This is a genomic window from Bradyrhizobium sp. STM 3843 (assembly GCF_000239815.1).
In the GTDB taxonomy this organism is placed as follows: Bacteria; Pseudomonadota; Alphaproteobacteria; order Rhizobiales; family Xanthobacteraceae; genus Bradyrhizobium.
In genome coordinates, this window is sequence record NZ_CAFK01000039.1 from 1 (window position 1) to 20,609 (window position 20,609).

Here is a 20,609-nt window from a genome sequence, read left to right on the forward strand (position 1 = left end):
GGAGCTGCCCTCTCCCGCAAGGGGAGAGGACATTGCAATGCGCACCGTTCGATCCCGAACTTGCTTCAGCTGATTTCGCTTCGCGAGGCTTCCTACCGTTGCGCAAATTTTATGGTTGAAACCGGCCAGCGGCCGTCATGGCCGCGAATCGCGATCCGCAGGCCGTGCAGCTCGTCGAGATACACCTGTTCCACAGTTCCCGCCTTGCCGTCGCTGAGCGCCACCGCCTTGCCGACCAGTTCCGATTGCGCCTGCTCGAACTCGTGAAGAATCTTGAAGGCTCGCGTTCTGGCGGAAACCATGCGGGTCCGATGCTGTGGGTGGATCGGTGCGCCAACAGCGAGAGATGTCGGCGGTTGCCACTCAAATCGGCATGGAACGGGGTCGGATCAAGAGCTGGAACTAGCTATTGCTCATGCAGAGCCGCTGGCAGCGAGGGTGGAGTGCCCTCGTCTGCCAGCGCTCCAGCGCCAGTCGTCATCAGCAGGATGCCGCCGATCAACCCAGCGCCATACGTGCCTCGGCTCCGCTTGTTGTTCTCTCGTTCGTTCTTCTGCCGAGCGCCCATGGCGCATCCATCCGTGCGTCGATGATCATAGCGCAACTGGTATAACCACCAACATCATAGGATAACCTGCAATCCAAAAGCTTGCGCAGTATCAGCGACGCGCCGCGGAACGCCGTCTCCGCCCACGCGTTCGCCCCAGAACTCCTGATGAGGAGCGCGGAGCAGAGCATGGTCAAGGACACCACGAAGAACGATCCGAGGGAGACACCGAAGGACGATCCCAGGCAACAGACGGATTGGCCGAGCAACAAACAAACCGACAAGCCCTGGCAGGGCAATCCCGAGAAGGACCAGATCGCACCTGACCGCCCCGATATCGATCTCGAGAAATGGCAGCGGTCGAACACGCACTAGCCCTGGCAGAGCTGCATTGGTGCGTGCGGCTCTGCCGCGACGCCGAACGCCGCGGCAGACCGTGTTCGCATCAGCGCGCCGCCTCCGCCAGAACCTGTGGCCGCGGCAGCTGCGACAATGTCGCCGCCTCGATCCATCGCGTGACCGCTGCGAGGTCGCCCTCGGCATCACGATAGGCCTGGATCTGGAAATCGGCCGAGCTGCCGAGCTGCATGATGATCTGGCAGCGTGCAAGCTCGTCGACGCAGCCGAGCGCTTCAGCATCCGGCATGATCTCTTCGATCAGCCTGACCAGCATCTCCTGCCCCGTCACCGGACCGTCCTCGGTTACCAGGAGGCAGTCGGTGCCGTAACGCTGCGCCCGCCACTTGTTCTCGACCGCGATCGCGCGCTCCACATTGCCGACCTCGTTGGCCTTTTCGGGGTGGAGGTAGAGGTGACGCGCCAGCGCGCGGTACAGCCCGGCAATCGCGATGGCATCGTCGACCGAGGTGCAGACATCGGGCGCGCGCAGTTCGAGGGTCGGATGCTTCGATGACGGTCGCATCGCCCACCAGATATGGCTGTCGTCCGGCATCACGCCGGACTTGGTGAGTGCCGCGACGTAACGGTCGTACTGGTCTTTCGAGGTAAACAGCTCGGGAAGGCCGGTGCGCGGCAACTCGTCGTAAGCCGCGAGCCGATAGCCTTTGAGACCGGTCTCGCGTGAATTCCAGAACGGCGACGAGGTCGATAGCGCGATGAACAGCGGAATATAGGGGATCATCGCGCGCATCACCGCGAACCGCCGGTCGGGGTCCGGCAGCTGCACATGGACATGCATCCCGCACAGCATGTTGCGACGACCGACGCAGCGAAGGTCCTCGATCATCTCGGCGTAGCGCGGCTTGGGACTTGGCTGCGAGCGCAGCCACGCCGCCGTCGGATGGGTGCCGCCGGCCAGAATGGTCAGCCCGTATTGGCGCGCGACAGTCGCGACCTCACGCCGCAGGAATTTCAATTCCTCCCTGGCGTCGCCGATGTCGATATGGACGTTGGTGGCGACTTCCAGCTGCGACTGCAGCATTTCCCGCATCGCCTGGCCGCCGGTCGACCAGTTCGCGGCGTTGAAGAGATCATCCGGCGTGCGCATCTCGACGTCGCGAGTGGTGGCATCGGCGAGGAAATATTCCTCCTCGATGCCGAACGAATATTCGCTCGCCTCTTCCCGCCCGCTTGCCGAACGGATCACCAGGTGCCGCTCATCGTCGCTCAGTCCGAGGCGGAGCCTTTCGAGTATTTTCGGATCAAATCCCATCGATCAAATCCCATCCAATTAGATGTTATGTGTCTGCAGCCAGGCCTCGAGGAGCGCCGCCTGCCAGAGTCGCGAATGGCCCTTCGGGCTCATCTCAGCCTCGGGCTGCCGCAGCATGTGGTCGACGAAATCGCGCCGGTAGAGCCCACGCGTCCGCGCCGGCGCTGCGTCGAAGACATCGCGGACGAAATCGAGGAACGGACCACGCAAGTAGCGCAAGCCGGGCACGGGGAAATAGCCCTTCGGCCGATCGATCACCTGGTGCGGCACGCAGCGCCGCGCCACCTCTTTGAGGATGTATTTGCCGCCGTCCTTGACCTTCAGCCCCGCCGGCATGCGCGCCGCAAGCTCCACGACCTCATGATCCAGGAATGGCACGCGCGCTTCGAGACCGAAGGCCATGGTCATGTTGTCGACCCGCTTGACAGGATCATCGACCATCATGATCTCGGTGTCGATCTGCAGCACCTTGTCGATCGCGGAAGCGCTGTCGCAATCGTCGAAGAAGCGCTCGACGAATTGCAGGCTCACATCCTCGTCGATCATGTCCGGCGACAGCAGCCGCGCGAGATCGGTATGGCCCCAGTCGAAATAAGCCTTCTGATACTCATCGACCGGATCATTGGCCGGCAGAAACGCGGGATACCAGCTGTAGCCGCCGAACACCTCGTCGGCGCCCTGTCCGCTCAGCACCACCTTGACCCGCTTCGACACCTCGGACGACAACAGATAGAACGCGACCGCATCGTGGCTCACCATCGGCTCCGACATCGCGGCGATGGCGCCGGGCAAGGCGTCGAGCGCGCGGTCGGCCGGAATGCGGATTTGCTGATGGCTGGTCGCGAAGGCGTTGGCGACGATATCGGAGTAGCGGAATTCATCGCCGGCGTGCCCGCCGACCGCATCGAACCCGATCGAGAACGTCCTGATGTCCTGATGGCCGAGCTGAGACAGCAGCGCCACCAGGAGCGAGCTGTCGAGGCCGCCGGACAACAGCACGCCCACCGGCACGTCGGCGACGCGGCGGCGGTCTACCGCCTGCATCATGGCTTCCGTCAGCGCGTCGACCCACTCCTGTTCGCTGAGGCGGCGATCAGTGGGCCGACTTTCGCCGACCCTGAAGCTCCAATAGCGCTCGCGCGTCTGCCGCCCATCCGGCTCGATGGTCAGGAGCGTTGCAGGCTCGAGCTTCCTCACGCCGCGGAGGATGGTGCGCGGCGCGGGGACTGCCGCATGAAAGCTGAAGAAATGATGCAAGCCCACCGGATCCAGCGCGGTGTCGACCTCGCCGCCCGCGAGTAGCGCGGTGAGCGATGAGGCGAAGCGGAATACGCCCGGCGCTTGCGTATAGTACAGCGGCTTGATGCCGAGCCGGTCGCGCGCCAGCACCACGCGGCCGCTGTCGCGCTCCCACAGCGCAAAGGCGAACATGCCCTTGAAGCGGCGCACGCAATCTCTGCCCCAGGCGTGATAGGCCTTCAGGATCACCTCGGTGTCGCCGTCGCTGAAGAACCGATAGCCCTTCCCCGCGAGCTCTGCACGCAGCTCCCGGAAATTGTAGATGCAGCCGTTGAACACGATGCCGAGTCCGAGCTCGGCATCGATCATCGGCTGCTGAGCTGCCGCGGACAGATCGAGAATGCTGAGGCGGCGATGGCCGAACGCCATCCCACCCTGCACGTAGAGGCCCGACGCGTCGGGCCCTCGCGCCTGCATCGCATCGTTGATGCGGCCCAGTGCCGCCAACGAGATCTGCCCATCGGTTCTGACTTCACCACAAATGCCGCACATCGCGGGGGATCGAGCTCCTGTGACTTGCCTGTTCGACTAAGCGCGGCCGATAACCCGTTGTGAACGCTTGCGTTCCCCTTGAAGCGCAACACAATTTCGCGCCAGGAGCGGAACTACCTCGGCACGCTTCCGTGCGCGAGCCACCAACACATGGTCCGGTGGCACCTCTGTCCAAGCCGGTTCCTTGTCGTAGGGCTCTGACACCACGATCACCTGCTCGCCGTCCTCACGGAAATAGAGCGAGTTGGCGCTGTCATTCTCGGCGAAGCGAAACGCGAACAGGTCCTGACCATTGGACAGCGCCGAAGTGAAGCGCAATCGCTCGCGCAGACCGTCCTCATTGACCAGCTCGCAGAGCGAACGCAGCACATCGCGTGTCGCCGCCAGCGGATCCTGCTCGATGCCGGCGCCGACAATGGCCAGAAACACGGCCTCTGAATCCGTGGTGCCGATCCGTGACGGATAGAGCGGATCGGGAATGAGAGCCTCGATCTTGCGGCGCAGCCTGTTCCAGCTGCCGACAAAGCCGTTGTGCATGAACAGCCAGCGGCCGCAGGCGAAGGGATGGCAGTTCTGGCGTGTCACCGCGGTCCCGGTCGCGGCGCGAACATGGGCGAAGAACAGATGGGACTGGAGGTGGCGGCAGAGATAGCGCAGGTTCTCGTCCGACCAGGCCGGACGGGTCTCGCGATAGAGCCCGGGCTCCGGATGATGGCCATACCAGCCGAGACCGAAGCCGTCGCCATTGGTGCCTGCGGTCGACTCCAGCGCACGCAGACTCTGCGCCACCAGCGAATGCTCGGGCTCAGTGACATAAGGCTCGAACGCAGTGATCTCACCGCGATAGGCAATCCAGCGGCACATCAAATAGCCTCCGGTTCAACGGATGAATGCGCGACGGAGTTCGCAGGCCGTGTGCAACCGGCTGGCCGAGCCAAACGAACCTCTCGATGCCCTTCGCGGTGTTGCTGAAATGAAGGGCCCGATCTTGCGCGCGCTGAAGGACGTGTCCTGATAGGTCGCGATCAGCCAGTCCATCGCGGGCTGTGATTGCACCCATTCAGCCAAAGAGCGGTGCGGCTCGCTCTCATAGGTCGCGCGGCTGTCGACCAGGAACTCCTCGAACACACGCCCCGTCCTGCGATCGCAAACGGATAATGGCAGCGGCTTGCTCACGTGGCCCTCGCGCAGGAAGTCATGGCTAGCAAAAACGCGTCACGCAAAATCAAGTTCCGCTGCGGAGGCGGCGCAGGGGAACTCGCCGGACCGGAGTGGCAGATGAGATGCATCGGCGCGCGGCACCAGCCAGCCACACCAGCGCGCTCGCGGCTCCCCGACCGCCGCTACCTTTCATAAATCTGTACCTTGCAATAAAAGATACCTTGCAATATATTCTTCCTGCAACTGGCCGAACCGTATCGCTGCCATGACCGAACAGAACCAGGTCCAGCTCAAGAAAGGCGCGCTCGAATTGTGCGTGCTGGCGCTGCTGGCGCGCGGCGAGAGCTACGCCTATGAGATTGCCAGCGCGCTGGCGTCCGGCGTCGGCATGGGGGAAGGAACGATCTATCCCCTGATGCGGCGCATGCAGGATGACGGGCTGGTCGAAACCCGCCTTGCCGAATCCAACAGCGGCCCGCCGCGCAAATATTATCGGCTCACCCCGGCCGGCCGCGCCGCCTTCACGGCGCAGAAGCGCGAGTGGCGAACGTTCACCGACGCCGTCAACAAGTTGCTGGGAGAACGCTGATGAACCGCGTCGCCTTCTTGACCATCCTCAATGACGGGCTCGCCGGGCTCCCGGCCCGCGAGGTTGACGATATCATTGCCGACTACATGTCCTATTTCGACGAAGCCGAGGCCGCCGGGCGAAGTGAGGTCGACGTGGCGGCAGCCCTGGGCGATCCGCGCCGGCTGGCGCGCGAATTGCGCGCCGAGACCGGGCTGCGCCACTGGGAAAATCGCCGCAGTCTGGGGAATTCCGCCGCCGCTTTGCTGGCACTCGGGAGCCTCGCCACTGTCGACATTCTATTCCTGCTGCCGATTTTGTTCGCCGTGATGTTGGTCATGCTGGTGATCGGCCTCATCGTTTTGGTGCTCGGCATTGTCGGCATCGGACTGCTGCTCAGCCTGGTGAAGGTCGGGCACTTCGCCTCGATCGCCGCGATGCTCTTGCGCGCGGTGGCGGGGATCGGACTGATCGCCGGCAGTGTCGGCGGCGGCGCGCTGCTGCTGCTGGCGCTCAACGGTGCGGTGAAGATGCTCGGAAATCACGCCCGGCTACACTATCGGCTGCTCAAGCCGGAACAAGACCCGATTAGTTAGGATCAGAGGTGCACCATGAACGAACGTCTCATAAGGATTGCGCTGGTGTCGCTGAGCATTGCGGCGGCGTGCGGGATATTCATCGTTCTGACTTCGGCAACCGACTGGATCGATGGCGACTACCGATCCTGGGCCGGCACGATGCGCAGCTGCGCATCGGCGAACAAGACCGGCGCGGGCGAACGCCGCACCGTCGATCTGGACTGGTCCGGGAGCGACGCGGTCAAGATCAAGATTCCGGCGCAGGTTCATTACCAGCCCGGCCCCAAGCCACAGGCGAGCGTCAGCGGTGACGCCGACCTGGTCAGCCACGTGCGCCTGCGCGACGGCAAATTGGAATGGGATACGGTCGAGTGGGACAACCTGGTCGATTGTTCTCCGGCGAACGACCTCGTCGTCCGCCTCTCCGGCCCCGCGATCACAGCATGGACGTTGAACGGTTCGGGCCAACTCGATCTCTCCAACGTCAAGCAGGATCTGCTGCAGATCACCATGCACGGCAGCGGTGACGTCGCGGCAAGCGGCGAGGTCCGCGAGGTCTCGCTTGAGGCCGCCGGCTCAGGCCGGGCTGATCTCGGCCGGCTCACCACCCAGAAGACCACGGCGAACATCCACGGCAGCGGCGGTCTCAAGCTCGCCGACAGCAGGCAGGACGTGCTGCGCATCGCACTCCACGGGAGCGGCAGCGTCATCGCCAGCGGCGAAGCCAAGGAGGTTTCGCTCGAGTCCGCCGGTTCTGGACGCGCAGATCTTGGCGGGCTGATCGCGGACAAAGCCAGCGCGCAGATTCACGGCAGCGGGAACGTCGATCTGGCGCCGCGCCAGGACGCCGATATCTCCGTCTCCGGCAGTGCGGTGGTGAGATTGCATGGCGCCGTGGCGCGGATCAATTCGCACGTGTCGGGCTCAGGGCAAATCAAGCAGGTGCCGTAGATCGGCGGCCCTTGTGTAACGGGGAGAGATGTCGATGTCCGCTTCCAACCAATTCTGCAGATTCCTGTACATCGCGGGCTTCTGCGTCACGGCGACGCTGGCGCAGGCTGCCGGCCTGCGATCGATCGATATTCCGGCCGACGCCGATGGTCCGGCGATTCATGGCGCGATGTGGTATCCTTGCGCCGAGCCGCCGGGAGAGGTTCGTCTCGATCCCTTCACCTTGCCGGGAGTGAAGGATTGTCCGTTGCTCGGCGACAAGCTGCCGCTGGTCGTCGTGTCGCACGGCAGGGGCGGCAACTTCGCCGGCCATCATCACACCGGTGAAGTGCTCGCCGAGGCCGGCTTCATCGTCGCTGCTATCAGTCACCCTGGTGACAACTCCTTCGATCTCAGCCGTTCGGACGACCTGTCCGCTTACGTCGAGCGGCCGCAGGACATCAAACGCCTGATCGATTTCATGCTGGTCGCGTCTCCCGTCAGCGCGGCGATCGATCGCGAACGGATCGGTTTGTTCGGCTTCTCCCGCGGCGGCTATACCGGCCTGGTGGCAGTCGGGGCCAATCCGGACTGGGCAAAGGCCACCGCGATCTGCCAGCATTCGGCGAGCCACGCCTGCGCGCAGATCTTGCGGAAGGAATACCCCACCGAGCCTCCCACGCACGATCCGCGGATCAAGGCTATCGTCATTGCCGATCCGCTCGCCATCACCTTTGGCGCAGACAGCCTCGCGTCGGTTAAAGTGCCGGTTCAATTGTGGGCCTCGGAGTATGGCGGTGACGGCGTGCTTCCTCACGACGTGGCTGCCGTCGACGCAAACCTTTCGGTCCCGCACAAGTATCGCGTGGTTCCGAACTCCTGGCACTTCTCGTTCCTGGCGCCCTGCTCACCAACACTGCTGAGGCAGCGGCCCGAACTCTGCGTGGATCCTCCCCGCTTCGACCGCGCCGCATTCTACGCGCAGTTCGACACCGAGATGATCGCATTCTTCCGGAAATGGCTGGCCCGGCCAGCGGAGTGAGGCGGAGGCGTCATTGCGAACCAACCGGTCCGCGCAAAGCGCGGCCGGAGGACAGCCTCCGCAAAGCAATCCAGCTTTGCTCTGGCCGACGGCTCAAGACCGATGTCGATGTCGCGGCTCGGACGATTTGGGCTGCGTCGAACGGCGTGCTGACCCTTTTTGCAGGGTGTCCCCCCGAAGGAGATCAAATCCGCAAGTGACCTGCTGTTCGAGGCGCTGACCGCCAAGCTTCTGAAGTCGTCTGAGTTGCGCCGACGGCAGATGATTTGCACGCAAAAATCGAATTTGTTTTGCTTTCGAGGCATTTGACTTGGCCCGCAGATTTGGCTTGGCGACCACTCACAAGAACATCATTCTGATGCAGCCGCCCGATGAAGAATTTTGCTCTCCTCTTGCGCCGAACAGTGAAATTGCGCTGGCAGGACCGCTCCTGCAAATGATGCCATGACAAGCTGGTAAAACCGACTTCAACGCTGCCGGGAGATCCCCATGATGTCCGCTCTCAGATCCATCGCATCGGCCGCTCACATGCGGCGCAATCTCATCCTGAGCGGGCTGTTTGCAGCTATCCTGGCGTTGTTCGTGTCCGTCCCCAGGCCAGCGGCCGCGGAGGACATCCGCATCGGCTATCAGCGATCATCGACCCTGACCGCGATCCTCAAGGCCAATGGCGAATTGGAGAAGGCGCTGGCGCCGCTCGGGATCAAGGTGACCTGGCATGAGTTTTCCAGCGGCCTGCCGCTGCTCGAAGCCATCAATATCGGCAGCATCGATTTCGGCGCTGATGTCGCCGACACCGTGCCCATTTTCGCCCAGGCGGCGGGCGCCAAGCTCGCTTATGTCGCCGAGGAAGCCGCCTCGCCCTCGGCGCAGGCGATCCTGGTGCCGACGGCGTCGGCGATCAAGTCCTTGACCGAGCTGAAAGGCAAGAGGGTCGCGGTGACCAAGGGCGCCGGCAGCCATTATCTGCTGCTCGCCGCGCTCGCACGCGCCGGCCTCAGCTTCAAGGACATCATGCCGGCCTATCTGCCGCCGGCTGACGGCCGCGCCGCCTTCGTCAGCAACAACGTCGATGTCTGGATCGCCTGGGACCCGTTCCTCACCAGCGTCATCAGGCAGTCCGGCGCGCGCGTGCTGGCCGACGGCTCCGACGGCCTCGCCAGCTACAAGCGCTATTACCTCGCATCCGCCGCTTATGCCGACGGCCACGCCGATGCGCTCAACGTGATCTTCACCAAGCTGGTCGAGACCGGGCAATGGGTGAAGGCGCATCCGGCCGATGCCGCGAACCTGCTCGCCGGTCTGTGGGGGATCGATGCCGCCACCGTGGAGGAAGCCAACAGCCACCGCTCCTACCGGGTCGGTGCGGTGACACCTGCCGGCCTCGCCGAGCAGCAGAAGATTGCCGATGCCTTTTTCGCCGAGCATTTGTTGCCGGCCAAGCTCGATACGTCAGCGATCAAAATCTGGCTACCCAGGGCGCCATGAGGCGATCCCGCGTGATAGAGAGTTCCGCCCCCGGCATTCATCGTGCCGACGTAGACTAGACTGAAGGAGACCACCGTGACGTCCCATCTCATCCCGCCGACCGACCGGACCACCGACCATCCGGCGCATCGCCTGTTCGTCGACCGCTGGTCGCCGCGCGGCTTCAGCAACGAAGCGATCCCGGAAAGCGAGTTGCTGACCTTCTTCGAGGCGGCACGCTGGGCGCCCTCCTCCTACAACTCGCAGCCATGGCGTTTCCTTTATGCGCTGCGCGGCACACCGGAATTCGACACCTTCCTCGGTCCGCTGGTCGAATTCAACCGCGGCTGGGCCCAGCACGCCGCCGCGCTGGTCTATGTGCTGTCGAAGAAGACGTTCACGCCCCTGGGCAAGACCGAGCCGGCCCCCACGCGCACCCATTCCTTCGACGCCGGTGCCGCCTGGGCCAATTTCGCCCATCAGGCCGCCCTCTCCGGCTGGGCCAGCCACGGCATGAGCGGCTTCGACGTCGACGCCGCGCAGAAGGCGCTTCAGGTGCCGGAGCCTTTCGTCGTCGAAATCGCCGTGGCCGTCGGCCGCAAGGGTGATGGCGCGCATCTGCCGCCGCAACTGCAAGAGCGCGAGAAGCCGAGCCCACGCCTGCCGGTCGCCGCTATCGCTGCCGCCGGCCTGTTTCCGCAGCGCTTTGCGGGCGGGTGATCGGTTGGGGGGCGGTACTGAAGCGTGCCGCCCCTGACGCTCTGCTGAAATTTGTGGCAGAAGGGATGATTGACCGGTCCCTCGAATTCGCGAGTCCAGCATGCCGCCACCGAAACCGCCCGCCTTCGAGACCTTGAGCCTGCATGCGGGCCAGCATCCTGATCCCGCCACCGGCGCCCGCGCGGTGCCGATCTATCAGACCACGTCCTACGTGTTCGAGGACGCCGAGCACGCGGCCGCGCTGTTCAATCTGGAGCGCGCCGGCCACATCTACACGCGGATCTCCAACCCGACGACGGCCGTGCTCGAGGAACGACTGGCCGCGCTCGAAGGCGGCGTCGGTGCCATCTGCACCGCGAGCGGACAGGCCGCGCTGCACCTGGCGATCGCCACGCTCTTGAACGCCGGCGACCACATCGTCGCCTCCGCCTCGCTCTATGGCGGCACCATCAACCTGCTCGCGCACACTTTGCCGCGCTTCGGTATCACGACCACGTTCGTCAAGCCGCGCGATCACGACGCCTTCCGTGCGGCGATCACGCCGAAGACGCGGCTCGTGATCGGCGAGACCATCGGCAATCCAGGGCTGGAGGTGCTCGACATTCCGAAGGTCGCTGAGATCGCACATGCCGCCGGCATTCCGCTCCTGATCGACAACACCTTCGCCACGCCCTATCTCAGCCAGCCGATCGCGCTCGGCGCCGACATCGTGATGCATTCGGTGACCAAATGGCTCGGAGGCCACGGCATCGCGATCGGCGGCGTCATCATCGACGGCGGTCATTTCGACTGGCGCGGCTCCGGCAAATTTGCTGTTTTGACCCAACCCTATGCCGGCTATCACGGCATCGTCTTCGACGAGCAGTTCGGGCCGGCCGCCTTCATCATGCGCGCCCGCACCGAAGGCCTGCGCGACTTCGGCGCCTGCCTGTCGCCGACCAACGCTTTCCATCTGCTGCAGGGCGTCGAGACGCTGCCAGTGCGCATGGAGCGCCACGTGCAGAACACGTCCGCCGTCCTGGAATTCCTTGGAAGTAACAATGCAGTCGACTGGGTGGCGCATCCGGCGCTTGAAACCCATCCGGATCATCAGCTTGCCAAGACGTTGCTGCCGCGCGGCGCCGGCTCGATCGTCTCCTTCGGCATCAAGGGCGGGCGGCCGGCGGGGCGCAAGTTCATCGAGAGTCTGAAGCTGATCAGCCACCTCGCCAATGTCGGCGACGCCAAGACGCTGGTCATCCATCCCGCCAGCACCACGCATCAGCAGATGGATGCCGCGCAGCTTGCCGCAGCCGGCATCGGCGAGGAGCTGGTGCGGCTGTCGGTCGGCATCGAGGCGGCGACTGATATCATCGACGATCTCGGACAGGCGCTGCGCGCCTCGCAGAAGGTGTGAGCCATGCAGCTTTCCGTTGATGGCCATGAAGCGTTCGTCTCGACCGGCGGCCGCAGCTTCGACGCCACGTTGCCCGCGGTCGTGTTCATCCACGGCGCCGGGTTCGACCATTCCGCGTGGGCGCTGCAAAGCCGCTGGTTTTCCCATCACGGCTTCGCCGTGCTGGTGCCCGACCTTCCCGGGCATGGACACTCCGCGGGGCCGGCGCTCAAGACCATTGCCGAGATGGCGGACTGGATCGTTGCGCTGCTCGAGGCCGCCGGCGCCAGGCCCGCCCATCTGATCGGCCATTCGATGGGATCGTTGATCGCGCTCGAAACGGCGGCACGCCATCCGGCGCGTGTCAGCGCGCTCAGCTTGGTCGGTACCGCCGCGACCATGACGGTCGGACCCGATCTGCTCAAGGCAGCGGAGGCCAATGATCAGACCGCGATCGACATGGTGTCGATCTGGGGTTTGGGCCACAGCGCCGAGCTCGGCGGCAGCCCCGCGCCAGGACTGTGGATGCACGGCACGGCGCAAGCGACCTTGAGGCGCTGTCCGCCCGGCGTGCTGTTTTCCGATCTCGCAGCCTGCAACAACTATCAGGACGCGCTGAGTTCGGCCGGCAAGATCAAGGTGCCGACCACGTTGATCCTTGGCGAGAAGGACATGATGACTCCGGCGAAGGCCGGCAAGACGCTGGCCGCCGCGATCCCGCAGGCGCGCACCATCGTACTTGAAGGCGCCGGCCACATGATGATGGCGGAGCGGTCCGATGAGTTGCTGGCGGCGCTCAGAGCATGATCCGGAAAAGTGGAAACCGGTTTTCCCTCGCGACAAACGCGGAACGCGTTTGCGCGGAGATCATGCTCAAACGAGTCAGTGCCGTCCCATCCCCGACGGATAGATGACGGTCGGGCGATACGGCACGACGGAATGGCCGAAATTCCTGCCATATTGCTGCTGAACGGCGGGGATGTTGACCGTGCCGACCTTGAGGTCCGACGATTTCGCATCGATCGGCGGCGTGTTGTAGACCGGATTGACCTCGTCGACCTTGCGCTTCAGCCGCTCATTGATGCAGCCGAACGAAGTGTCGGCTTCTCCCTTGGCATCGGCACAGCGCCCTTTGTCGCCACCACCACTGCCGGCCTGTCCCCCGCCCGGGACCGAGGGCGTGGATGTCGGCGTACCGGTGTTGGAAGGACTGGGTAACAGCGGACTGGCCGGCGGCGCATCGACCGTCACCGGCGGCAAGGATCTCGGCTCTTCCGCTCGGGCCGAGCTCGACGTTGCCGATACCAACATCGCCACGGCGATCACTAGCCTTGTCGCGGAGAGCTGCATCGTCACCTCCCACCACGAACCTGCATCACCAGCGTGCTCAGCTTGCTGTTCAGCGCGGCGAGGTCCACGCGACCGACCGCGCCGCCACCGAGACACCTGCGGCCGCAACCGCCGTTCACGGTTCTCACGCCGACGCTGCCCGGCGCACCAAAGGTCGCAACCGGCACGCTGCCGGTCAGCGGAAAGCCGCGCGCCGCGAGCTTTGCGCGCACGGCCACGCAATAATCGACCGAGAGAAAGGAGAAGCGCGTCTCGCCATGGCCCGCGCGATATTTCATCGTCGCCGTGCAGAGATCACCGCCGGCGAGCCGCCACGCCTGCGCCAGATAGGTCACGCCATAATGAATATTGGTTTCGGGCAGCGCGAGTTCGGCATTGCTGCCGGAAAAGCCGAGCATACGCGCGGTCGAGGGCATGATCTGCATTAGCCCGATCTCGCCGGAGCCGCCGATCGCATTCGGATTGAAGCCGCTCTCGACCGCCATCACGGCCTCGGCGATCGCCGGCGCCAGCCCTTGCTGTCCCGCCTCCTTGGCGATCAGCGCCCGATAATAGGACTGCGCATCGCGTTGGTTTGCCGGAGCCTCCGGCTTGGCCACGAGCGGCGCCTCGGGTTTGGCCGAGGAGATATCGGCATTGCCCGGCTCAGCACGGAGCGGCGTGGCGATCATTGCGGCCAGCACGATCAACCTCGCGACCATGGACCGGCCGCGGTCGCTTCGCCTGCCCATCCTCTGCAGCGGGCCTCGTTGCATCCTCATCAGCGCTCCGCACTCAGCTCCGATGCCATTACTGAACCGCCCGCGGCGCGTCGGGCTCCACGATCCGCTGTGTGCTCGTCGTCGAAGGCTGCGCCGCAGCCGCGTTGCCGGTTTGCGCGGCAGGCGTTCTTGCCTTGGCGAGAACGGCCAGCTCCTCGCGCAGGAAGCTCACGAGCTGCTGCATCAGATGATCCCAGATCTCGATCTGCGCGCGCACATAGGTCTGCGTCACCCCGCCCGCGAGCGAGAAATCAAGCGACAGTGCCAGGAACGGCGGGCTCAGTTGCAGGCGCGCGAAACGACGGCTCGCGTTCCAGCGGTTCACCACATCGAGCGGCAATTCGCCCTGCACCTGCAGCACCGCGATCAGCGCCACGTCGACGAAGCTCTGCTCGTCGCCGGGCGCGGCGTTGCCCGGACGGATGTCGAACGCCAGGCCGTTGGTGGCGGAGCGTAGATAAGGGATGTTGGCGACGGGATCGGTCAAGCTCTCGACGCGATAGCCGGCGAGCTGAAACAGGTCGCGCAGGCCATCGAGCGAAAGCTTGGTCATGGTGGTGTCGGACATCAGAAACTCCGTCAGCGTCGTTCAGCTCGGTCGATTGCGGTTCTTCGGTCGGCGGACCAATGTCTCCGACCTCATTGCAAGGTCTCAGGCAAAGTTACCTGCTGCTGCCATGCGGAGCCGTCCGCGTCATGCTGCAACGGAATTCGAGCCCGATTGTCTGGCCCAATCACCGCCCGCACCGCGCGCAGGATGTCCGGCAGGACCTGTTCGGCCAGACAGTCGCATGTGGCGATGCCCAGCCGGACGCGCTGCGCAGTCGTCCGCGGCGTGGCCGGCCGCCGTCCGTTTGCAGGCGCCTGCACCACGCCCGAACGGCCGACCATGATGTCGCCGCTGAATCGGGCCTCGATCCGCAGGATCGGCAACCGCGCATCCTCACCGAGTCTGTCGCTCACCGGCAGGCCGCGCAGGGTCGCTTGTAGATCCGCGATCAGCTGCCGCAGGTGGCACAACGCCTCCTCGCTGCTGAGGAGCCGGTCCTCGAGCGGCACGACACTGCCGAGCAACAGATCCGCTTCCAGCGCAATGCCGAAGCGCTCGTCATCCGCCACCGCCGACAGAGACCTGGATATCTCCCAGCGCGTCACCCGATCGGTCCGCCTCTCATCACCATTGATCAGGATGCTGGACTTGACCTTGATCTGTCGGACGCCGGCCTCGTCGCGCACAACCTCGTCACCAAACTGCAGCACGATGCTGCATCCCACCGACAGCACATGCCGCCCGGGCGCGACCACCATCGAGCTGCCGAAGCCGCTCGCCTCGAGCAGCGCGCGCAGGCGGTCCGGGGTCAGCATCGGCTCGGCTGGTGCGGTCGGCGCCATGGGCATCGTGCGGCTATCTCGCAGGCGAGGACTGTTCGCCAACGAGGCTCGACAGCGCAAGCTCGTTGATGACAGGTGGATGCTGCTTCAAGAGCTCGGCCACATAAGCGCGCCGCAGCGCCGTCGCACGTTCGCTGCGGATCTGCTGCACCAGCGCATCACGCACCTCCGGCAGCGTCCGCGTGTAGGACGCCTTGGTGTCGCTGAGCTTGATGATATGCCAGCCATCGTCGAGCTTGATCGGATCGGAGACCATGTTTTTGGCGAGCTCCATCACGCGCGGACGGATTTCGGGGCGGATCTGAGTTTCGGGCACCCAGCCAAGCTCACCGCCGTTCTTGGCCTCGTTGACCTCATTGGCAATTGCGGCGAAGTCGGCGGCCGGCGCCTTCAGCTTGCGCTGGACCTCGTCGACGGTCTTCTTCGCCTTGTCCTCGGCCGTCTTGTCGGCATCCTTTGCCAACGGCACGAAGATCTGCGCCAGCTCGAACTGCCGCGGCACCAGGAACGAGGCGCGGTTGGCGTCATAGACCTTCTGCAGGTCGTCCTCGCTCGGGAAATTCGCCGGCGGCGCCGACACCGACTGGAGATAAAGCTCCACCACGGCGTTGTCGCGCACCTGTTGCAGTTGTTCGGCAACGTTCGGCTGCTGATCCCACTTCTTGGCCACGACCTCCTGCAGCACCAGCCGGTTGGCCAGCATCATCCGCACGGCCTGGCTGAGCAGTGCGGGATCTTGACTGACGGCGGCGCGCTCGCGCGGGCCGAGCGCGGCGACATAGGCACGGATCTCGTCCGCCGAGATGTTGGTCGCGCCCACGCGGGCGATCACATCATCATTGCTTTTCGCGCTCACCGCGCCCTGGGCCACCGTCGTCGCAGCCCCCTGGGTTGCCGGCGGCTGCGTCGCGGCCGCGACCGGCGCGGCAGGCTTCGGCTTCACGGCCGGCTGAGCCTGGACTGGGCGGTTCGGAACAGCGCTTTGCGCCACCACGACCATTGGAACGCAGGTCAGCGCGCTCGTGACGGCGGCGAGGCGAAGCAAACGGAAAGCGCTGACATCGCGAGAGAGACTCATTGTGCTGCCTTCTGATCGAGGAACTTGTCGTTGGTGTCTTGAATGCCGTTCTGGATTTCGACGCGGCGAAGCCCAAGCACCGGTTCTCGCGCAACAATTGTGTCACCGATCGTGACACCTTGATAACGGCCGAGCAGTTCCTGCCCGGCCTTGATCAGCTGCGTGTTTCTGGCAACACAACCCTTGGTCGAGGCTTTGTAGGCCGTGGCCTCGCTTTCGAACTTGGCGCGCGCAGCATCCCTGTCGCGCGCGACATTCGCCGCCTCTTCATAGGCGCTCTTCCATTTCTCCAGCGTCTCGTCGCGCTCGGCGAGCCGCCGGTTGAACTCCTCCACCGCCTCGCGATGCTGCTTCTCGACCTGACGGACCTCGGCCTTGGCGGCCTCGATCTGCACTTTCGCCGCCGCCTTCTCGCGCTCCGCCTCGGCGAGCTTGGCCTGCAGCTGCGCGCGCTGGTCTTCCAATTGCCGGGTCTGCAGCGTCGCCGCGCGCAGCGCCTCGCGCAGCTTGTCGGCTTCGGTTTCCGCGCGCGCCATCGTGATCTGCGAACACAACACGGCAGCAGCGATCGTCAGGAGTATGATGCGCATCGTCATGATCAGAACTTCGCGTTGAGGTCGACTTGCAGTACGTCCACCGCATAAGGCAGGCCGCCGATATTATTGGCGCTCATCCACCGTATCGAGGCCCAGACATTCTCACTCAGGCCGACATTGCCTCCGATGAAATAGCCTTTGAGATTGGTGCCGCCGAGACCGAAATCGGGATCGGTGAACGCATCGAGCGTGGCGTCGGATTCGAGATACTTATAGCCGACGTGCGCGTTCCAATCGCCGAAATGCTTGATCTCTCGGTTACCGACAGTGACGCGCGTCATCCAACCCTTGTCGCCACCGTTGAAGGGACCAAACGTGCCATCCGAGGTTGGGGCACGGTTGTTGTAGATGTAGCCGGCGACGTTTCCTGGAAGTTGGGTTAGTCCCACCCCATTTGCCGTCAGAGCACGATTGAAGGCTGTGTTCCAGACAAACTCTCCGTCGACGACGATGTGATAGGGATGGAAATCACCCATGTCGAGCGACCCGCTTGCAACAAGTGGCCGAAACTTCTGGACCAAGCCGAAATATTGAAAGAGAAAGTCATTGCCAAAATTGTTGTTGGTGCCGAGGCTACCAATGTTACGCAACGTCATATACGTATTGCCCTTTTGGGCGAAAAGCGGCCGGCTCAGATCGGTGTTGCAGCTGACCGAAGTATTGACGGGGAAGCACGCATCATCTGAGAGCTGCCCTTGAACATTCTCGAAATCGTAGAGCGCCGCAGCGACTCGAAATTCGTGAACAGGATCAAAACGAGAGGCGAATCCGACCTGCGCACCAAACAGCCATTTGTCATGACTTTGAAACTTTGATGCCTCTGAGTTGATATTGGTCCCGGCATTGAAATCGGTATTAAAGGTTGGAAACGCCCCGATTACACCAAAGGGAGTGAATTCTTCCGAGAACCGGTACTTGCCCTGGAGCGCAACGCCATCGAAGCCGAGCTCACGGTACCAAACGAGATCCGTCGGCGACCAGAATGGATTGTCGAATCGACCGACCGAAGCGACCAGATCCTGCCCCCACGTCTCGTATTTGAGATAGCCTCGGTCGAGCCAGAGCTGATACTTCGAGAAATTCGAGCCGTTAGCTCCGAGCGTCTGATTGGTCGAGACGGGCGAATTGTCCTGTCCCGTGGCGATTCTCAAACCGGCACTAAAGCCGTTCGTTAAATCAGCGTCCATGCCCAATCTGGCGCGCAGCCGGACCTGGTTGCGATTTTGCGTAGTGTTATAGGTCGGCCAGTTATATGGATTAGTGTCTGCAGAAAGATCGTACGGTGAACCGGAGTTGATGGCGTTGAAATTGATTGCATCTGCTTGTGCGTTCCCAGCCGGAAAAAAGCTGCCCTGATAGCGGGCGCGGAAGTCGCCGTAGAAATGGATGCGCTGCGCCCACTCCGGATAAAGACCGGGTGAGGCCCAGTTCTCCTTCTCCGCCTTCGCCATGACCTCCTTCTTGATCTCCTCGCGCAGCTGCCGCTTGACGATCTCCGGCACGTAGGTGACGTGGCGCGTGCCCGGCGGCTCGGCCGCAGATGCCGCGGCGTTGGCCGCTTTCGCCGCCTCGTCCGCCTTGGCGGATGCATTCTTCGCCGCCTGCCGTGCCACATAGGCCTCGTCATCGGCTTGTTTGATCAGTGTCGCCGCCTGCTCTTCGGTGATGACGCCCTGCTTCACCAGCAGGTTGACGAGATTGATCGTTGCGTTCGGCGAGGTCGGCCTTGCGTCCGAAAGCCTCGGCCGTTTGCTGTCGGCTGGTGCGGCAGACACTTGATCGCCCTGGCCAAACGCGGGCGCACCGCATGCAAGCGCAGCCAGCGAAACGGCGAGCATCAAACTGCGCCGGCGTGCGTTTGAAGTGAAGTCAACCATTGGTCCCCTGTCCTTTTACTCGTCGTCTTTGTTAGTCAAATCATCAGGTCGGCCGCCGCATGATGACGCGGGTGACGATCGGCATAGGCATGTCCTTGGGCGGAGGTTCGCGCAGCGTCAGGCGCGCCAGCTCGTCGCGGATCGCCGCGTCGAGCTCGGCGTCGCCGGTCGATGACACCAGCTGCACCCGGCTGACCCGGCCGGTGCCTTGCGCCCACAACCGGATGCCAACCTGCAGGACCGCATTCCGCGTCCTATTGTTGCCGCGCAGCGCGGACTCCATTTGCGACTGAACCTGCGAGGAGTACCAGCCCCAGCGGCTGCCGCCCCCGCCGCCTCCGAACGGACTGCCGCCGACCTTGCTGCCGAGATTGAACGAGTCACTCGGCCCGGTGGCCTTGGCGTCCAGCGCGAGAGGTCCGGGCGGCTCCTCGTTCTTGGCTTCCTTGACCGGCTCCTTCTCAGGCGGCTTTTCGAGCGGCTTCTCCTCCGTGAACTTCTGCTCCGCTTCCTTCGGCTGCTCAATCATCTTCTGCTCGGGCGGCGGTGGAGGCGGCGGAGGTGGAGGTGGCGGCGGCGTGATGTTGACAATCGTGATCTCATGGATCTGGCGCGGCGGCGGCAGTTCGTCGCCGCCAAACAGCGAATAAGCCGCGCTCGCGACCAGCAGCACGACCACGAGCGCGGCGCCGTAGCGCAGGCCGGGATGGGCGAAAAAGCTGCGCAAGCCGCGGCTCTTGACTTCACCGGGTTCGGCTTCCAGCTCCCACTCGTCTCTGCGCCCGCTCACGCCATGCCCCCGCCTTGGTCGGGCTCACCATGGCGCTCGGCCAGATATTGCAGGACGAACTTCACCAGCATGGTGAATTCGGGCGTCTCCAGCGTCAGCCGCGATGCCGGAATGGCATCAATCTTCAAATGGAAGGTCGAGTCTTCGGCGTGGAATTCGACATAGGCATCGCGATCGATCGACAGCCGCGGCCGCGGGCTGCGCGACATCGTCATCAGAAAAGGATCATCCGCAGCGTCTGACCGCATCACCCGCTCTCGCAGCGTGCTGGCGAGATTCACCAGCAACGCCTCGCCGCGGACTGGAAACGCCAGCACCGCCGCCTCGCTAGGCTCGACATGAGCGTCGACTGCAGCGGCGATAGCGACGGTGCTCACCACGGCCGGCCGGAATCTGGCGAGCGTACGCAACAATGCGTGACGCATCTGCACCAGCACGCCGTCATGCAGGCCCTTGTGACCAATGGGAGTGTGATGGAATGGACTGCGCATCGGTCCGTATCACCCTCTATTTGACGAGCGGCTTGGTCGCGAGACCGACCTGCGTGAGGCCGATGCGACCCAACAGATCGAGCACGTCCATCACGCTCTGGTACTGGGCCTGGGCATCGCCGCGCAGCACCACCGGGAATTCCGGCGTCAAGGCTTTTTGCTGGATCAGCCGCTGCTCGAGCTCGGGCAGCGTCACCGGAATGGTGTCGAGGAAAATCTTGCCGTCATTGGCCACCGTGATGGCCTTGGTGGTCTGCGTCGCCAGGCTCGGCGCGGCAGATGCCTTGGGAAGATTGACCTTCTGCCCCTGCACCGTCGCCGTGGTCATGATGATGAAGATCACCAGGAGCACATAGGCCAGGTCCAACATCGGCGTGATGTTGATGTCGTCGTAAGGCTTGGAATCGGATTGGACCTGCATCG

General features: G+C 63.8%; 24 protein-coding genes. 9 read left to right on the top strand and 15 right to left on the bottom strand.

Going from position 1 to position 20,609, the window contains the following annotated elements; translation table 11 throughout:
* Window positions 1–92: 92 nt before the first annotated feature.
* Window positions 93–302: a hypothetical protein gene (locus tag BRAS3843_RS05470; protein WP_008967760.1), complete on the bottom strand. Its 210-nt coding sequence runs from the start codon at window positions 300–302 to the stop codon at window positions 93–95.
* 434 nt (window positions 303–736) lie between these two features.
* On the opposite strand from BRAS3843_RS05470, the gene BRAS3843_RS05480 reads away from it, so the two are divergent.
* Entirely contained in the window at window positions 737–922 is a 186-nt protein-coding gene (locus BRAS3843_RS05480; protein ID WP_008967762.1) for a hypothetical protein, read from the top strand.
* Between the two features lie 70 nt (window positions 923–992).
* Here BRAS3843_RS05480 and BRAS3843_RS05485 read toward each other — a convergent pair whose 3' ends face one another.
* Genes BRAS3843_RS05485 through BRAS3843_RS05500 form a run of 4 tightly spaced genes read right to left on the bottom strand, consistent with a single transcriptional unit; the run spans window position 993 to window position 5,186 of the window.
* A complete protein-coding gene (locus tag BRAS3843_RS05485; RefSeq protein ID WP_008967763.1) occupies window positions 993–2,219 on the bottom strand; it encodes a carboxylate-amine ligase in 1,227 nt (408 codons plus the stop codon).
* Window positions 2,220–2,237: 18 nt separating this feature from the next.
* On the bottom strand, window positions 2,238–4,010 hold the full coding sequence (locus BRAS3843_RS05490) for an N-acetylglutaminylglutamine amidotransferase (protein WP_008967764.1): 1,773 nt from the start codon (window positions 4,008–4,010) through the stop codon (window positions 2,238–2,240).
* A 36-nt stretch (window positions 4,011–4,046) separates the two neighbouring features.
* Window positions 4,047–4,874 (bottom strand): class II glutamine amidotransferase, encoded by an 828-nt coding sequence (locus BRAS3843_RS05495; RefSeq protein ID WP_008967765.1) that lies wholly within the window; start codon window positions 4,872–4,874, stop codon window positions 4,047–4,049.
* 15 nt (window positions 4,875–4,889) lie between these two features.
* Window positions 4,890–5,186: a hypothetical protein gene (locus BRAS3843_RS05500; RefSeq protein ID WP_139024740.1), complete on the bottom strand. Its 297-nt coding sequence runs from the start codon at window positions 5,184–5,186 to the stop codon at window positions 4,890–4,892.
* Between the two features lie 250 nt (window positions 5,187–5,436).
* On the opposite strand from BRAS3843_RS05500, the gene BRAS3843_RS05505 reads away from it, so the two are divergent.
* From BRAS3843_RS05505 to BRAS3843_RS05540, 8 genes are all read left to right on the top strand, one after another.
* On the top strand, window positions 5,437–5,760 hold the full coding sequence (locus tag BRAS3843_RS05505) for a PadR family transcriptional regulator (RefSeq protein ID WP_008967767.1): 324 nt from the start codon (window positions 5,437–5,439) through the stop codon (window positions 5,758–5,760).
* The gene (locus tag BRAS3843_RS05510) at window positions 5,760–6,335 is read left to right on the top strand and encodes a DUF1700 domain-containing protein (RefSeq protein ID WP_008967768.1); all 576 of its coding nucleotides are present in this window, start codon (window positions 5,760–5,762) and stop codon (window positions 6,333–6,335) included. The genes BRAS3843_RS05505 and BRAS3843_RS05510 overlap by 1 nt, the downstream gene beginning before the upstream one ends.
* Before the next feature lie 15 nt (window positions 6,336–6,350).
* Window positions 6,351–7,268, top strand: coding sequence for a DUF2807 domain-containing protein (locus BRAS3843_RS05515; protein ID WP_008967769.1), 918 nt, complete (start codon window positions 6,351–6,353; stop codon window positions 7,266–7,268).
* A gap of 34 nt (window positions 7,269–7,302) precedes the next feature.
* Window positions 7,303–8,289, top strand: a complete 987-nt coding sequence (locus BRAS3843_RS05520) for a dienelactone hydrolase (protein WP_008967770.1) — start codon at window positions 7,303–7,305, stop codon at window positions 8,287–8,289.
* A 492-nt stretch (window positions 8,290–8,781) separates the two neighbouring features.
* Window positions 8,782–9,777 (top strand): aliphatic sulfonate ABC transporter substrate-binding protein, encoded by a 996-nt coding sequence (locus tag BRAS3843_RS05525; RefSeq protein WP_139024742.1) that lies wholly within the window; start codon window positions 8,782–8,784, stop codon window positions 9,775–9,777.
* Between the two features lie 75 nt (window positions 9,778–9,852).
* Window positions 9,853–10,476, top strand: a complete 624-nt coding sequence (locus BRAS3843_RS05530) for a nitroreductase family protein (protein ID WP_008967773.1) — start codon at window positions 9,853–9,855, stop codon at window positions 10,474–10,476.
* A gap of 100 nt (window positions 10,477–10,576) precedes the next feature.
* Window positions 10,577–11,872: an O-acetylhomoserine aminocarboxypropyltransferase gene (locus BRAS3843_RS05535; RefSeq protein ID WP_008967774.1), complete on the top strand. Its 1,296-nt coding sequence runs from the start codon at window positions 10,577–10,579 to the stop codon at window positions 11,870–11,872.
* A gap of 3 nt (window positions 11,873–11,875) precedes the next feature.
* Window positions 11,876–12,658, top strand: coding sequence for an alpha/beta hydrolase (locus tag BRAS3843_RS05540; protein WP_008967775.1), 783 nt, complete (start codon window positions 11,876–11,878; stop codon window positions 12,656–12,658).
* Window positions 12,659–12,733: 75 nt separating this feature from the next.
* On the opposite strand, the gene BRAS3843_RS42035 is transcribed toward BRAS3843_RS05540, so the two are convergent.
* The 10 genes from BRAS3843_RS42035 to BRAS3843_RS05590 form a co-directional block, all read right to left on the bottom strand.
* A complete protein-coding gene (locus tag BRAS3843_RS42035; RefSeq protein WP_008967776.1) occupies window positions 12,734–13,201 on the bottom strand; it encodes a hypothetical protein in 468 nt (155 codons plus the stop codon).
* A gap of 2 nt (window positions 13,202–13,203) precedes the next feature.
* On the bottom strand, window positions 13,204–13,902 hold the full coding sequence (locus BRAS3843_RS05550; RefSeq protein ID WP_008967777.1) for a transglycosylase SLT domain-containing protein: 699 nt from the start codon (window positions 13,900–13,902) through the stop codon (window positions 13,204–13,206).
* Window positions 13,903–13,990: 88 nt separating this feature from the next.
* Entirely contained in the window at window positions 13,991–14,530 is a 540-nt protein-coding gene (locus BRAS3843_RS05555; RefSeq protein WP_008967778.1) for a YbjN domain-containing protein, read from the bottom strand.
* 71 nt (window positions 14,531–14,601) lie between these two features.
* Complete coding sequence (locus tag BRAS3843_RS05560; RefSeq protein ID WP_035980908.1) at window positions 14,602–15,354, bottom strand: hypothetical protein; 753 nt, start codon at window positions 15,352–15,354, stop codon at window positions 14,602–14,604.
* 13 nt (window positions 15,355–15,367) lie between these two features.
* The gene (locus BRAS3843_RS05565; protein ID WP_008967780.1) at window positions 15,368–16,432 is read right to left on the bottom strand and encodes a peptidyl-prolyl cis-trans isomerase; all 1,065 of its coding nucleotides are present in this window, start codon (window positions 16,430–16,432) and stop codon (window positions 15,368–15,370) included.
* Window positions 16,429–17,028 (bottom strand): hypothetical protein, encoded by a 600-nt coding sequence (locus BRAS3843_RS05570; RefSeq protein ID WP_008967781.1) that lies wholly within the window; start codon window positions 17,026–17,028, stop codon window positions 16,429–16,431. Before BRAS3843_RS05570 ends, BRAS3843_RS05565 begins: the two co-directional genes overlap by 4 nt.
* Window positions 17,029–17,030: 2 nt before the next feature.
* The gene (locus BRAS3843_RS05575) at window positions 17,031–18,905 is read right to left on the bottom strand and encodes a putative porin (RefSeq protein ID WP_008967782.1); all 1,875 of its coding nucleotides are present in this window, start codon (window positions 18,903–18,905) and stop codon (window positions 17,031–17,033) included.
* Window positions 18,906–18,948: 43 nt separating this feature from the next.
* The gene (locus tag BRAS3843_RS05580) at window positions 18,949–19,584 is read right to left on the bottom strand and encodes a TonB C-terminal domain-containing protein (protein ID WP_244425130.1); all 636 of its coding nucleotides are present in this window, start codon (window positions 19,582–19,584) and stop codon (window positions 18,949–18,951) included.
* 107 nt (window positions 19,585–19,691) lie between these two features.
* Entirely contained in the window at window positions 19,692–20,186 is a 495-nt protein-coding gene (locus BRAS3843_RS05585; RefSeq protein WP_008967784.1) for a hypothetical protein, read from the bottom strand.
* A gap of 16 nt (window positions 20,187–20,202) precedes the next feature.
* A complete protein-coding gene (locus tag BRAS3843_RS05590) occupies window positions 20,203–20,607 on the bottom strand; it encodes a biopolymer transporter ExbD (RefSeq protein WP_008967785.1) in 405 nt (134 codons plus the stop codon).
* Window positions 20,608–20,609: the final 2 nt, after the last annotated feature.

Excerpts from the sequence above, each read along its gene's own strand:
- BRAS3843_RS05520 (WP_008967770.1), top strand. The coding sequence starts at position 7,303 with ATGTCCGCTTCCAACCAATTCTGCAGATTCCTGTACATCGCGGGCTTC.
- BRAS3843_RS05490 (WP_008967764.1), bottom strand. The coding sequence starts at position 4,010 with ATGTGCGGCATTTGTGGTGAAGTCAGAACCGATGGGCAGATCTCGTTG.
- BRAS3843_RS05575 (WP_008967782.1), bottom strand. The coding sequence starts at position 18,905 with ATGGTTGACTTCACTTCAAACGCACGCCGGCGCAGTTTGATGCTCGCC.
- BRAS3843_RS05565 (WP_008967780.1), bottom strand. The coding sequence starts at position 16,432 with ATGAGTCTCTCTCGCGATGTCAGCGCTTTCCGTTTGCTTCGCCTCGCC.
- BRAS3843_RS05470 (WP_008967760.1), bottom strand. The coding sequence starts at position 302 with ATGGTTTCCGCCAGAACGCGAGCCTTCAAGATTCTTCACGAGTTCGAG.
- BRAS3843_RS42035 (WP_008967776.1), bottom strand. The coding sequence starts at position 13,201 with ATGCAGCTCTCCGCGACAAGGCTAGTGATCGCCGTGGCGATGTTGGTA.
- BRAS3843_RS05525 (WP_139024742.1), top strand. The coding sequence starts at position 8,782 with ATGTCCGCTCTCAGATCCATCGCATCGGCCGCTCACATGCGGCGCAAT.
- BRAS3843_RS05535 (WP_008967774.1), top strand. The coding sequence starts at position 10,577 with ATGCCGCCACCGAAACCGCCCGCCTTCGAGACCTTGAGCCTGCATGCG.
- BRAS3843_RS05515 (WP_008967769.1), top strand. The coding sequence starts at position 6,351 with ATGAACGAACGTCTCATAAGGATTGCGCTGGTGTCGCTGAGCATTGCG.
- BRAS3843_RS05585 (WP_008967784.1), bottom strand. The coding sequence starts at position 20,186 with ATGCGCAGTCCATTCCATCACACTCCCATTGGTCACAAGGGCCTGCAT.
- BRAS3843_RS05590 (WP_008967785.1), bottom strand. The coding sequence starts at position 20,607 with ATGCAGGTCCAATCCGATTCCAAGCCTTACGACGACATCAACATCACG.
- BRAS3843_RS05495 (WP_008967765.1), bottom strand. The coding sequence starts at position 4,874 with ATGTGCCGCTGGATTGCCTATCGCGGTGAGATCACTGCGTTCGAGCCT.
- BRAS3843_RS05540 (WP_008967775.1), top strand. The coding sequence starts at position 11,876 with ATGCAGCTTTCCGTTGATGGCCATGAAGCGTTCGTCTCGACCGGCGGC.
- BRAS3843_RS05570 (WP_008967781.1), bottom strand. The coding sequence starts at position 17,028 with ATGACGATGCGCATCATACTCCTGACGATCGCTGCTGCCGTGTTGTGT.
- BRAS3843_RS05505 (WP_008967767.1), top strand. The coding sequence starts at position 5,437 with ATGACCGAACAGAACCAGGTCCAGCTCAAGAAAGGCGCGCTCGAATTG.
- BRAS3843_RS05485 (WP_008967763.1), bottom strand. The coding sequence starts at position 2,219 with ATGGGATTTGATCCGAAAATACTCGAAAGGCTCCGCCTCGGACTGAGC.
- BRAS3843_RS05480 (WP_008967762.1), top strand. The coding sequence starts at position 737 with ATGGTCAAGGACACCACGAAGAACGATCCGAGGGAGACACCGAAGGAC.
- BRAS3843_RS05560 (WP_035980908.1), bottom strand. The coding sequence starts at position 15,354 with ATGGCGCCGACCGCACCAGCCGAGCCGATGCTGACCCCGGACCGCCTG.
- BRAS3843_RS05555 (WP_008967778.1), bottom strand. The coding sequence starts at position 14,530 with ATGTCCGACACCACCATGACCAAGCTTTCGCTCGATGGCCTGCGCGAC.
- BRAS3843_RS05510 (WP_008967768.1), top strand. The coding sequence starts at position 5,760 with ATGAACCGCGTCGCCTTCTTGACCATCCTCAATGACGGGCTCGCCGGG.
- BRAS3843_RS05550 (WP_008967777.1), bottom strand. The coding sequence starts at position 13,902 with ATGGTCGCGAGGTTGATCGTGCTGGCCGCAATGATCGCCACGCCGCTC.